We start from the raw sequence: 13,521 nt of genomic DNA on the forward strand, positions 1-13,521 counted from the left end.
CATCCCTCGCAACAGAAGAAACGAGCGCCAAATTGTTATCGTCACTCCAGTGTCGCCGCCGCTCAACACCAAAAACCTCGCCCCATATGACACCCTCCGCAAAAGACACGCCCCTAACGACTTCGCTGTGCAACTGTTTTAAATCCTTACGCCAGAATTATGCACACGGTACCAATCGGGCAACGAAGTTGGATCGCGTCGACGCGGTGTGCACGCAGACTGTTTGTTAATGCCGCAGGCGTGCAGCAAGCTCGAGCAGCTGCAAAAAGATGCCACACGCGATAGGTCAATTGGCGATGCGGACGGAGCACAGATTTCGCCGCGCGATCGGCGATGCGCGCTTCCTGGAAACTTGGCCACGCATGCCGCGTGGTGCCCGGTGCAATAGACAGACCGTCTTTGAGGCGGAGAACCGCCTGATTGTTTCCCATGCCTTCAGTCTGCAGGGATGTGACCGGGATATATTGTTGATGAGGTCTCCGCCCAGCAGATCGCTGTGCCATCGCCTGCCGGGTAATGGTGGTGGCGCGCGATTGTAGGACGTCGGATCCGGACGCGGCCGTCGCCGGTAAGGGGGGGTGACAACAGCGCCCCAATGCCTACCTGCAAACAGGCAGGTATAGCAGGCGTTATTCCCGAACCTCAGATCTCACATGCGGGTGCGGGGGCCAATGCGACACTTTAATGCAGAGATCGAAGTCCCTGTTTGCTCGGTGGGTGATCAACTGATCTGTCGGCTCGCGGGTACTCAAGACGGAACGGCTCTTCGGGTGTATTGATCGTGCAAATGTGCTGACTGCGTCATCAAGGACAACTGCGCTGGCCGCACAGAGCGCCACATCCACAGATCAGAACATAAGGCGGTTCCACAACGAGTCCCGCAGCGGCCCGTCGACGACCCCAAACGGTTTGCTGTAAGAAGCATGAGAGTTGAACTGCCCTACAGCACGATCAAATCCCGGAAGGACCCTCGCACGTCTGGACGAGGCGGCTGACAAACGCAGCCACTGGCGTTGCATTTACTCGCCAGCATTATGAACCGCTTGATACATGTCATCGGATAATGTTCATGATCATCGCGACGAAAGCGCGACATCCACAGTGCGACCGAAAGTAGAATCTTCAAAAGTCACGTCGATGTGTTTTGTCTCAGGACCGACCTTCAGACCAACGCCGAACGGCGTAAATGCCCCCACTCGCAAAACACGCGCCTGAACCTAAGCTCACGAAACATCACTCTATCACAAACAGGTTCCAAATAGTTTGCGGGGCACCACTACCGCTCAAGTTACAAATCGGGGGGTTCAGAGTCGACTATTGTCTAGGCTCTTGCGACCGTAGTGCACATTCTGCAAAGTGGACATTAGGAGGATGCTTGGCGTTTCAAATCCTCCAGAGTCAGCGACGCATGACAATGCGGGCTTGCACATAGCTAAATTTACATCTCCACCTGCCGCTTTACCTCTCGACTTACGACTGTGATGCGCCGAAATCATTTGTTCCCACTTAGTCGAAAAGGCTCGATGAATTCATCGGCCAGGCCATACTTATCGACGCGACAGGCGCGCTCTGTTCTGAACCGTGTTGTCTTGCAAAAACCGATTGGCGGTCACTAAACACGTCTTACTCAAATTGACAGCTGTGACAATTTTGTTTCGTTATTGCGTCGGATATTTGTCAATGATTGATCTGGCAGATGGCAGTCAGTAACATTTTAACTGGCAGGGATGGTCCCAATGAAATCCTGATTTGAGGTCGTCGGATCATCATTGAAGTGATCTGAAGTGGTGTTGTCCGTATGCCTGGTCAAACCGAAAGTTTATTTAATCAAATAGGGGTTGGCTCATTGAAAAAAGAAGCAATCCCGCATCCTTTCGCGTCAATTGAGTTCATTCTGCGCGCCTTAAAAAAGCGACCATTCGGTCTGGATATGGCTTTGCCGGCTAAGCTTTTGGCCTGTCCATTCAGTTTTATCCCTTGGGGTGCCGTTTCCCGTTTGGAGAAAGGTGGCGCGCGCACTTTCTGGTCTGCGCTCGCATTTCTTGCCGTGAGTGCGGCGCCTCTTTCCGCACAAGACTTTTCGGCAATCTTACCTGCGCAATACGGCGCTGAATACGAAGACCTTCTGTCCGATCCGGGCAATCTGGAGCGCCTCCTTGCACTCGCCCAACGGGCTGAAGTGGATGCAACTCAAAGCGGGTCCGTTAGCGGTTACAGGTTCGCGATCAGGCTGTATGAGCGGATGCTGTTTATCGATCCTGATTTGACGCAAGTCGCCCTGAGGTTGGGCGAGATCCACTATCGGCTTGGAGAGTTCGTGGAAGCGGGCAGCTATTTCCAGCGCGCTTTGCAGGATCCAGAACTGCCACCGGACGTGCGGGCGGTCGCTGAACGATACATTGACAGGATAGACCAGACACTTGCGCCCAGCCAATTTTCAGGGCGGCTGGTCTATGGGCTGAAATACCAATCAAATCCAACGCTTCAAAACGAACCCCTGCTGACCACACCACCGCAAGGATCGGATTTCAACCTGTTTGCAGGGGTGGGACTGAGCCATGTTTTTGATCCAGGCTGGCAGTCAGGTCATACGCTTGAGACCACGCTCGACGCCACGGCGCAGAAATATTTCGAGTTCAACGAAATTGACAGTACCACAACCGCCCTTACTTTTGGGCCACGCCTGAGGCTGGATAGTTTTGGTGTCGGGAACACTTCTGTGCGACCATACCTCGCCTTTACGGCGGAGACAGTTTCGGGCGATTGGTATTCCTTTGATACGGGCGGCGGGATAGAAATCACCGGCATGCCCATGCAAGGGCTGCGATTGAGCGCGGACTTCAGCGCGGTGAGTCAGCGGCACAATGCAGAGCTGAAACCGGAAAACCGGCTCGACTTGCTTGATGGTGATGAATTCGACGCACGGCTTGGGGCTGATTTTCAAATTAATCCGCGGCTGGCTCTGGGCGTTGGCATGAGTTGGCGCGAGACTAATTTCGCAGATGATGTCGAATTTGCAATTACAGACAGGTATTCGCGCCGTTATCGCGCAGAGGTCTTTGCCCGCTATCGTCATCCCCCGCTCGTCGATTTTGGGACAGGTGACTGGTATTTGAACCTGTCTCTCAGTCATCAGCAAACCGACTGGTTTGATTCGATCACCCCAGGGAGCAATGCATTGTGGCGGGAGGACTGGGAGAACACGATATCGTTGTCCAGCGAAGTGCCTGTGACACCGGATTTCGCTGTTGTGGGTGGCATCGGGCACACGGGGTACAACTCGACACTGGCAATCGCCGAATACAGCAATTGGGAGATGTATCTTGGATTCAGGCAACAGTTCTGAGGGTTCCGACACATCAAAACATACACCAGAAACCCGCAAGCGGCTTGAAAACGAGGCGGAGGTCCTGTCCGGATCTGCACGTCGGCAATTGTTCGTTCTGATCTTTGCCGGTTTCTTTTTGATGTTGACGCTTTCTGTTCCGGATTCCCAGCTTGTCAGAGCCGACGCCACGATCAACTGGCCGCTGATACAGACCCAGATCCAGCTCTCAACTTTTGTTACTTTTGCCCCACTGGCGCTCATCGCATTGCTGGCTTATCTACATCTGCTTTTTGGCCGGCTGCTCAAGCTCAGACAGGAAGGTTTCTCGCCGCCCGAGATTGATATTCTGGCCATGACCAGCCGCCCTGCGCAGCTTTTGGCGAATGCGATGCTCTATCTTTTCGTGCCTTTCGTGCTGGCCTGGTTCTCCTGGAAAGTCGTGTTTCGCGACGAAGCCCGATTTCTGATTGCGGCCACTTTCATCGTGACGCTCGCAAGTACAGTGCTTTATCTTCGCCGGTCGCGCAGCGGGGTTGATAGCAGAAGTGACAAAATGCGTCGTATCGGGATCGGCATCACCGTAGCGTTGTCTCTTCTTGGCGCATCGCTGATGTTGCCTTGGAGTGACATCAAGCGCATCGCGCCCGGGTTGCCGCAACTTGATTGGCGAAATCCCGTTATGAAGTTGCGCATGCTTGACCTGAAGCGCGCCAATCTGGGCAGTGTGGATGAGTTTGCAATCGTCAATCTTGCGTCCCAGGACTTGAGATATGCGGATGCTCGATATGCGCGCCTGATTGGGGCCGATCTGCGCGACTCCAACCTGACACGCGCGAACTTCCGTTATGCTCTCATCGGCTCGGATGGCTCAGGTACCTCCATGGTCACTGACTTCGAGCGTGCAGTGCTGAACCGGGCAAGCATAGAGCAAGCTGATTTGCGCAACACGCATTTTGATCATGCGTCTTTGGTGGGTGCCGATCTGGAACAGGTCGTTCTGGGCGACACCCGATTTTGGTGTGCGGATCTCTCCGGAGCCATGATGAACCGTGTGACGGGCGAAGGGGGAAACATCGTCTTTCAACATGCCCGTCTTGATAGTGCACAACTCGGCAGGGCGGAACTCAGCAGACCAAACTTCCGATACACGAGTCTTGTTGGTGCTGATCTTGGGCTGGCCAACATCGAGGGGGGACAATTCGGGTTTGCCGATCTGAGCGCGGCGCAGCTCGGCAACGGTCAGTTTCGAAATACAAGTTTTTTTGAAGCGAAGCTCGAAAACGCTGATCTGAGCTACGCTGATTTCGAAGGCGCAGACTTTTCCGGCGCAAATCTGACCGGGGCCAATTTTACGGGTGCTTACGGCATTGAATGGTCCGACGTGGCGCGTGACGCGTTTTTATGCCGGACAATCGGCTCGCAAGGAAAGACGCACAACGATCATTGCTCGGTCGTTCAACCAGAAACTTCTTCTGGCGAGCAGAGCAACCCGTCAGGTGCTGATGCTACGCTTCATCCTTGCCAACGCACGCAGAATACCGGGAATAAATCGTTTCTCTTGCGTATGTTGGAACTGTTCGCGGACGAAAAATGAACAACGGCGTTAACGGGTAATGTCCAGCCCCGAGCAGCTGCCCGTCAGGCAACTATCGGGCGGTCGAAAGGATCTTGGACCATCAAGGTTTATCGGTTCAACTGTCTCCGGGTCCGCAAGCTGAAACGCCTCAGAAAGCGGACCACTCGATGCTGTCGCCGACGCGCGTGTGTCTTGTGACACCACATTGGACAAAGGCGCGCGAAGCTGTGCTGCTTTTTCCGGCGTTTCCCGGTCTGGCCCCCTGACTGCGCCGAACTCATCGACCCATAGGACGAAACCCGATCTTCGGATCACTTCCGTATTGCCCGCCCCGCCGTTTGGACCGGTCAGGGACACGAAGCCTCCCGCTTTTACTGCCGTAACAGTGACCTGCAAAGGCGCGCTCACTGGGTTTCCGCGCTTTGGCAAGCCGCTGGCCTTATCGTCTGCGGCCAGCGCTATTGTGGCCACAGCCCCGGCAATCACAATTTTTCCTCTTGGCGTGCTGATGAAGATTTGGTCCTGTGGATTGTCCGCCAGAATGTTTTCAGCCTTGGTGATGCATCTAAGCGCAGTGCCCAGCGAGAACTCCTTTACCTCAGTATCAAGTTCTGCATCATAAAACCTGCCGTCCAGAACTACCCTGCACGAGGGACCGACCAGAAGGCGGGATTGATTCACGAAGAAAAAGTCCGCAGCACCACGATCGCTCGTGTTGACAGCTTCTCGTTCCACGATCCGGATGCGTGGGGCAAGTACGCGTGCGGTGTTGTTGCCTGGAGGACGACCGCTGACGTTGGGGTTTGTCCATTCTGTTCGACCGATGGGAACAGCCGAGGATTGCGAAACTGCAGCATGCGGGAAGCCCAGAGCGAGAAGTACACAAATGACATACGGCAGTGGCGACATCGAATTCTCCCTTGTTCGCTTGTACCCGCCATTCAAGCACAGAACCGGAATATGTATAAAGAAACGCCTGTTTAGTCGCGATGTCAAAAGGTTAGCGTACCTGCGCAGTTGCGTAAACCGTGTGGGAATCGATTCCGCGGAAAAAGTGTCTTTTTGCATTGAGCTTTTTTAACTTAGGCTGAAGTGTATTTTTTGATTTTTTTTTGTACTCCAATCATTTCCCAGCTTCTTTCATCTTGCCTTCATCTGCTTCGATAAGTCCCCGTAACAAAGGTATTTGAGCGGCCTTGCATGTTTGCGCGTCTGTGCCATTCGCTCTGTCAAAGGCAAGTTTCCTGTCCTGACTTTCAAGTGTCGCCGTAAACTCCTCTGGCGGAGTTTTTTTGTTTTGGCAGATTTAAGTGCATTTCAGGAGGAGCGCATCGCTATCAAAGCCGTGTTTTGAGCGCCTGACCACAAGCACCGACCTGATGAAACAATTGATGAAAACAGGCAAAACCAAATTAGTCACACGCTTTGATGCGCCTGTTGCCCAGATAGTATGGTTCTTGCGGCGCAACCGAGCGGTCATTGCCGGCCTTTTTCCCTGCGCGAGTGGGGGTACTAGTTTCTCATCCTAGTAAAAAAGCCAAAAAAGTTCCTTGAGGATGTGTTCGAATACATATGAGTTTATCAAATTGGCTAATATGCGTCGGTTAAAGTCTGGAACCTGGAACGTTCAAATACGCTTCGCCGGAAAGCCAGCGCGTTAAAAGACCCTTCAATATCCAATTTGGGCCAAGGAGGGTGCAGCAGATCAGGGGTAGGCTCTCTATTTCAACCATCCAACTTTGGAAAAGGCAGGGTTTCGTCGTTGCTGTACTGTCTCGACGCACAAACCATCAAGGAAACTGACTGAATACCATTCCAAGAGGCTCGGCAGGCAGATCGAGTTAGACAGGGTTCGTTCTGCTGTTGCCGGCCATCTTTCGATCCTGGCGCGCGAAAACCGGTTTTTGGAGCCAAGGCGGTTACCACGCACAGGCCCGAGGAAATTCGAGGCCTTCAATCATGAACGGAAGAGTGGTCAAGGAGACCACATTCATTTTTCATTGCCGAAATCAGCAAATGTACACATCGCCAATGCCAGTTGTATGGGTTGAAGCCCGCATATACATCTGCGGATCATTAAGACCCGGGGCGATGGAAGAGGATCTGCTCGCCGAAAGTGCTGACCGATTGCTAAACTATAAACTGCTCTCAAATTCCGGGCAAAGATATGTGAAACCTTCGATAGATGCGCAGTGTCCAGCCATGGAAGTGGTATGTGAAGAAACGGCCACTCGAATTCGACAGTCTTAGGTTTGCGCTGTTTTCGACAAAATCAGCGGGATCGAAGTGCGTTGCCGCCTCGTCACTGGCCACTGACTTTGTTAAGCTGGATTTGGACTCGCCGTTTGAATTGTTCGTAGTCAAAAGCCAGATTACCTTGATCCGGGGAACAACAATTGAAAATGGAATGAGATGTCGGAAAAAGTAGCTTTGGTAACGGGCGCCGCGCGAGGCATTGGACTTGCAACGTCGCATTTGTTTGTTGAACAGGGTTGGCGCGTTGCAATGGTGGACAGGGATGGGGATACCTTGCACAGCGAGGCCAGTGAATTGAAAAAATCAAGCGCATTTGTCCATGACGTTTCCAATCCAGATCAAGTCGATGATATGATTAAGGCTGTTGATGGCTCTTTTGGCCGGATTGACGCCGTCGTAAACAACGCTGGCGTTGCTGATTTCGGTCCCATTGAAACAACAGATTTCAAACGCTGGCGGCGGGTCATGGAAACCAATCTGGATGGTGTTTTTTTGGTGTCTCAGGCCTGCATTCCTGCTTTGCGGAAAACGCGCGGGGCGTTGGTGAACATCGCATCAATATCAGGATTGCGCGCTTCAACTCTTCGCGTGGCTTATGGCACGTCCAAGGCAGCAGTGATCCAACTGACGAAACAACAAGCCGCCGAGTTGGGCGAATACGGTGTTCGAGCCAATTGTGTCTGCCCCGGCCCGGTGCGCACCAAATTGGCGATGGCCGTTCATACGCCGGAGATCATAGAGGCCTACCATGATGCAATTCCGCTTAACAGATATGGGTCTGAGCTCGAAATTGCTGAAGTTATTGTTTTCTTGTGTTCCGAAAAGGCGAGCTATGTGACAGGTCAGATTATTGCTTCCGACGGTGGGTTTGAAAGCACTGGCGTCGGTTTGCCAGCTCTTCGCGGTGAGTGATATGGTTTTTAGGTGAAATGTTTTTATAGGTTTCCTCGTACGAACTGCGCAATTTTTGGGATATCGTTTCATCTGGCGTGACGGTATCAAACGTCGTCTTAGCGCCCTTGAATGCTCTCGTTTTGTTTTAGTTCGGCGATGGTTTGCCCGCGAATGAATAACGGACCTCGGTGAGTTTTCTGGCTCACGCTCTCACAGCCCACCGGCAAAATGTGGCGGATGCAGACTCGATTGCTCTTCCAAACTGCAAGTGGCGCTTTGCGTATCATAGCTGCGATGAACAGATCCAATGCCGGAACAGCGGTTACGTCTGATCTTGAAGACGAGCAACCGGCAATTCCTTATTTTTCTGGTGATGGGTATGGCGGCGATTGCGATGAGAGAAGTAACCTCTGGTCATGCTATTCGATGGGCATTGACCTGCTCAGCCAAAAACCGCCACAACTGGCGCAAACAGCGATGGCCCACAAGTCGGTTCGGATCATTTGGTTGGTTCTGTCTAAGAACGAATACCATCACGCTCACATAGCTTAGGGAGCAAATTGCGATCGTCTCTCAGTGCTGTCGTGAATCTGGCCTGTCTGCCTGATGCCGGCAGCCAAGACTGGCTCATCTTCTCGGCGATGCCAGCAACATCTGTCTGACAACGGATGAGTTCCGCAAGCGCGGGTCCAATCGGCCTATCAACATAAAAGGGCCGTAGGCACTGTGCGGGCCGTTATTGCGGCCTCGTTCCAGCATACGTAAAGCGCCGCAACACCCACTCAAACGGGCCCAGCTTGAACCAAATTCGCCAGATGGTGAGCGCGATGATCAGCAAGATCGTAACCAGTATTGCGATCGCGGTTGCAGTCGCCCTGCCGACCTCGTTCCAAAAACCTAAACCATAAGCCGAAAAGATGCTTGTCAAAAGGATCGACTGACCGAGGTAAATGCTCAGGCTTGATCCTCCGGCATTAAGCGCCCGGGACATGACCGGACCCGGAGGACGTGAAATTGCGGCGATCACGCCGAGATATCCCAAGGTCACAATCGGTGCAACGATGATGGTTAAAGCCGCCCCTGGCGCTGACGGACCCCATTGCCAGATACCGGCCCCAAGCAGGCTCAGGATGAGACCGGGCCATAGACAAACACGCCTTGCCCGCGTCCAGAGCGGATGCGCGGCATCGTCTATCATGCCTGATTTCACCGCAGCCAATCCAAGGCAGAACCAGCCGAGAGCGGAGATGCCTTGGATGATTAAAAACAGCGGCAGTGTGACCGAAAAACCGATACTCCTGAAACTCACGGCGTCGATGAATGTGCCACTGCCGAGGGCGGCCTCTTCGTATTGAAAAACTTCGGGGGGTGTACCGGATGGGGCGAGGAGCAGTGGCACTCCAACAATCACGTGCAGAAATAGTAAAAAAACCCCGACTTTTGCCAGTCTCCCCACGGACCAATTGCGGAAGAAAAAAAGAACCGAGCCGGTTAAGGAATAAATGACCAAAATGTCACCGGGATAGAACAAGCATCCATGCGCGACCCCCAACAGCAGCAGGCCCATCATTCGGTTGCGATAGATACGACCGAAAGGCAAGTCACGCCGCGCGGCAGAGCGCATCAAAAACCCGAGACCTACACCAAACATAAAGGAGAACAAGCCATAGGTCTTGAGCAGCGCAAGCCCATTGACAAGCCATAGAGTCAGAGCATCGCCAAACGTCTCACCGGCGGGCTCTGTGAAACCATACAGGGCAGAAAACGCGATATACTGGACATTGACAATGACAATGCCAAAGAGCGCGATGAGCCGAAGGTAGTCGGGCATCAAGGCACGATTTTGTGCAGCCATAACCTTAATCCTTTTCTCCGACAAACATATGGAATTCCTCAACAGTTCCCGTACCAGATATGTCTGGCAATACCTTTTTCGCTCAGGCACAACTGAAATGCGAGGCCGCATCGACACCCCAGATCGATTTTCCATGCTTCAGTCATGTTGCGGCACTGAAACGGAAACCGGTTCGCATAAGACCAAGTCGCCAGATGCGCACGGATCCCATGGCCGATCGGTCTGATATCCGTTGAATTCAAACACCGCACGGCAAACGTCAACATTGCGGGGATCGGACGCCTTTCCTTCGCGCGGCTAAGGATGCTTGAGGATCCAATGATAGGGATGCTGCAAGGCTGATGGCTTTGGATGAAATGTTACTGGCAGTGCGAGCATTGCAATGGCAGACTGATCCGATGACGGAAACGATGACAAGAGCGAAGACACGTTATGACGTAGCCGCACCCAAGTGGGGCGACAAGATGCGGACGCTCGGATACTACGATGGCTATCTGGGATTTCTGAGTGCGCCAAACAAGCGCTCCTTTCGGGATGCGCGCGTTATTGACGTGGGTGCGGGGACAGCATCCTTTGCCGAAGCGTGGGTTGCGGTAAATGGAGCGCCAGGTCACATGACGCTGCTGGATCCAAGCCGTGCGATGCTTGATCGGGGTCGAGCTTCATTGGAAAGACGGAGCGTCGAACCTCGGCTCGTTCAAGAATTACTTGGGGAGACTGAACTCGAACCCTTTGATGTGGTCTTGGCTGCTCACGTCATCGAGCATTGTCCTGACCCATCTGTGGCCCTGGAACAATTGCGTGAGATTCTTCTTCCGGGTGGGAAACTGCATCTCGTGGTATCTAAGCCCCATTGGTGTAGCGCAATCATTTGGCTGCAATGGCGCCATCGCACCTTTCGTGAAGAAGAGATTCTCAAGCTCGTCCAACAAGCCGGCTTTGACATAGAACGGGTTCATAATTTCCCATCGGGTCCGCCGTCAAGGACGAGCCGTGGTATAGTTGCCAGAAGACAGGGCTGAGTTCCGCAGCGCGAGCGGCGCAAACAAGTTTGCGGTCTGGCGGTCGTCGCTACATCTCTGCCAGTGACCGCCCCTTCCTGCGCCGCTGACCTCCGCTGCATCTTTTCTTGATCGGCTTTTCGTGCAGCACCGTCGCGAGGTCGCTATCAAGCCAGAACGGAAGGGTCAGCTTCCCACTGCGGGGGTTCCGCGAACTGGTGATCATCACGACCTTCAGCGACAGCCTGTCCTGACCCGCCACCTTGATGCCGCCCGACACCATCCGCAAACCTGATCGGCCAATTTGCGCGCTTCATCGCTTCAATGAATCGATGTCGACCGTCAGTTTCCAATTGTCCGCAAGGCGGTAAAACGTGATGCAGGCTCAGAAAGCCTTTGCCATCACTATACCGAGACGACGCACAAATTCGGCCGGATCTGTCGGGTCTTCGCCTTCTACAATGCGGGCTTGGTCCAGCAGCAGGTGGGCAGCGTCTTTGAGCAGATCGTCGCTTCCCGCGTCATTGCCTTTTGCCCGGTCTGCAAGCTTTACGACCACAGGGTGGCTTGGGTTCAGTTCCATTACGCGGGGCATCCCCTGTTGCAATTGTCCGTGCCGTTTGAGCATTCGTTCCAGGTTGACGTCCATGTCGCCCTCTTCCGCGATCAGGCAGACGGGGCTGTCAGTCAGGCGTTTGGAGGGCCGGATATCTTTTACGGCATCCCCCAGTTCGGTCTTGAACGCTGCAATCAAGCCTGCGAGATCGGCTGTATTCTCTTCGTTGTCCTGATCGGTTTCATCTTGTGAAATCTTGTCTAGATCCGCTGATCCTCGCGTGATTGATTTGAGCGGCTTGCCATCAAATTCTGTGATGTGCTGCAGCCAGAATTCATCAACGTGATCTGAGAGCAGCAAAACCTCGACGCCTTTCGCCTTGAAGCCTTCAAGGTGCGGAGACTGTGCTACTTTGACCGCGTCCTCGCCCGCGATATAGAAGACCGCCTCCTGGCCCTCCTTCATGCGCGCGACGTAGTCAGACAGGCTTGTAAGCGCATTGCCTTCTGTTGAGTTAAAGCGGCTGACTTCAAGGATACGGTCCCGTAGGGCAGGGTCCTCGACCAGCCCTTCCTTGAGAACGGCACCGAAGTTTGTCCAAAACGCAGCATACTCATCCGGCTTTTTGGATGCCTTCTTTTTCAGCTCACTCAGAACTTTCTTGGTAATTGAGGTTTTAATCTTGGCGAGCGTCGGATCGGTTTGAAGCATCTCGCGCGACACATTCAGAGACAGATCCTGAGAGTCGACAATGCCCCGTAGAAACCGCAGGTATGCAGGGATCAGGTCCTTAGTCGTCTCGGAGATAAAAACGCGGTTCACGTAAAGTTTCACATGACTCTTGCGCTCTGCATCGAATAAGTCAAATGGCTGGGCGGAAGGTATAAACAGCAAGCTGGTGTGGTTGACCGTACCTTCAACGCGGTTGTGCATCACATGCCAGGGTTCATCAAACGCGTGCGACGTATGGCGATAGAACTCGGTGTATTGCTCCGGGGTGATGTCCTTGGCAGGCCGCGCCCAGAGCGCGGAAGCGGCGTTCAGTGTGTCATCTCCCAGTATGACCGGGAAGCTGATGTGCTCGGAGTATGTCTTGATGATGTGTCTTACCCGCGTTTCTTCGGCGAATTCCTTGGCATCTTTCTTCAAGTGCAGCGTCACGCTCGTGCCATTTGCCTCTCGCTCGGCGGGCTCGACGGAGAACTCGCCCTTGCCATCGGATGACCACAGCCACGCCTCTTCCGCTCCGGCCTTGCGGGTCAGCACATCGACCCGGTCGGCAACCATGAACGCCGAATAGAACCCAACGCCGAACTGCCCGATTAATCCAACCGTGTCCTGCTTGTCGGCCTTGAGTGCTTCGATAAAAGCGCCGGTACCAGATTTGGCGATGGTACCCAAGGTTTCCAGCAGGTCGGCGTGATCCATACCAATGCCGTTGTCCGAGACGCACAGTGTCTTGGCCTTAGAATTTATTTCGAGTGAAATCGCCAGAGCATCGGCCGTTTTTGCAAGCGCGGGATCGGTAAGTGCTGAATAGCGTAGCTTGTCACAGGCGTCCGAAGCGTTCGAGACCAACTCGCGCAAAAATACCTCGCGGTTCGAATATAGCGATCCCGCTACGATATCTAGTAGCTGCCCAACTTCGGTTTGAAACGAAAATGTTTCCTTCGTGCTCGCATCACTCATGGCTTTGTCTCCTTTGTAGCTTCACTGACAACCTCGAAGCGAAAAATAAGAAATGCGCGCCAAGTTGCAACCTGCATCGAACTGCGCTTGATACGGACCATCAAGATTGACTGGCTTTAGGCGCACCATCAAAGCCGCCTATGCTTCTGCAAAAAAACATACTGGTATGCTGGCGCGTAAACGGGTTCTCGCTGGAGGCAGCTTTCGAAGCACCGTTTAGCGAAAGAAATCTGATCTATTCGCACGCCCTTGGAAATTTTCTCAATAAGTTAAGCCATTCGTGATGCGCCTCTGTACGATACGCTGCCCGCACACACGCCAAGCAACCCAGGGATGATTTTGACAGTTAATGCACGTACGCCCCAT

At 53.4% G+C, this 13,521-nt stretch carries 9 protein-coding genes; 5 read left to right on the forward strand and 4 right to left on the reverse strand.

The features are described 5' to 3' along the window. Nucleotides 1-1,846: 1,846 nt before the first annotated feature. Both R8G34_13850 and R8G34_13855 read left to right on the forward strand, forming a co-directional pair. A complete protein-coding gene (locus tag R8G34_13850) occupies nt 1,847-3,346 on the forward strand; it encodes a hypothetical protein (GenBank protein MDW3223947.1) in 1,500 nt (499 codons plus the stop codon). After that, complete coding sequence (locus tag R8G34_13855; protein MDW3223948.1) at nt 3,324-4,922, forward strand: pentapeptide repeat-containing protein; 1,599 nt, start codon at nt 3,324-3,326, stop codon at nt 4,920-4,922. The genes R8G34_13850 and R8G34_13855 overlap by 23 nt, the downstream gene beginning before the upstream one ends. A gap of 9 nt (nt 4,923-4,931) precedes the next feature. On the opposite strand, the gene R8G34_13860 is transcribed toward R8G34_13855, so the two are convergent. Continuing rightward, complete coding sequence (locus tag R8G34_13860; GenBank protein ID MDW3223949.1) at nt 4,932-5,813, reverse strand: hypothetical protein; 882 nt, start codon at nt 5,811-5,813, stop codon at nt 4,932-4,934. A 1,503-nt stretch (nt 5,814-7,316) separates the two neighbouring features. Between R8G34_13860 and R8G34_13865 the strand changes: the two genes are divergently transcribed. Then, the gene (locus R8G34_13865) at nt 7,317-8,072 is read left to right on the forward strand and encodes an SDR family oxidoreductase (protein MDW3223950.1); all 756 of its coding nucleotides are present in this window, start codon (nt 7,317-7,319) and stop codon (nt 8,070-8,072) included. 276 nt (nt 8,073-8,348) lie between these two features. After that, nucleotides 8,349-8,606, forward strand: a complete 258-nt coding sequence (locus R8G34_13870) for a hypothetical protein (protein ID MDW3223951.1) — start codon at nt 8,349-8,351, stop codon at nt 8,604-8,606. Nucleotides 8,607-8,790: 184 nt separating this feature from the next. Here R8G34_13870 and R8G34_13875 read toward each other — a convergent pair whose 3' ends face one another. Next, complete coding sequence (locus R8G34_13875) at nt 8,791-9,909, reverse strand: DUF418 domain-containing protein (GenBank protein MDW3223952.1); 1,119 nt, start codon at nt 9,907-9,909, stop codon at nt 8,791-8,793. A gap of 341 nt (nt 9,910-10,250) precedes the next feature. Between R8G34_13875 and R8G34_13880 the strand changes: the two genes are divergently transcribed. After that, a complete protein-coding gene (locus R8G34_13880) occupies nt 10,251-10,931 on the forward strand; it encodes a methyltransferase domain-containing protein (protein ID MDW3223953.1) in 681 nt (226 codons plus the stop codon). A gap of 146 nt (nt 10,932-11,077) precedes the next feature. Here the strand turns inward: R8G34_13880 and R8G34_13885 are convergent, their stop codons facing one another. Both R8G34_13885 and htpG read right to left on the reverse strand, forming a co-directional pair. Further along, nucleotides 11,078-11,227, reverse strand: coding sequence for a hypothetical protein (locus R8G34_13885; protein ID MDW3223954.1), 150 nt, complete (start codon nt 11,225-11,227; stop codon nt 11,078-11,080). A gap of 68 nt (nt 11,228-11,295) precedes the next feature. Then, entirely contained in the window at nt 11,296-13,155 is a 1,860-nt protein-coding gene (htpG, locus tag R8G34_13890) for a molecular chaperone HtpG (GenBank protein MDW3223955.1), read from the reverse strand. Nucleotides 13,156-13,521: the final 366 nt, after the last annotated feature.

The organism is Paracoccaceae bacterium (genome assembly GCA_033344815.1).
GTDB lineage: Bacteria > Pseudomonadota > Alphaproteobacteria > Rhodobacterales > Rhodobacteraceae > Roseobacter.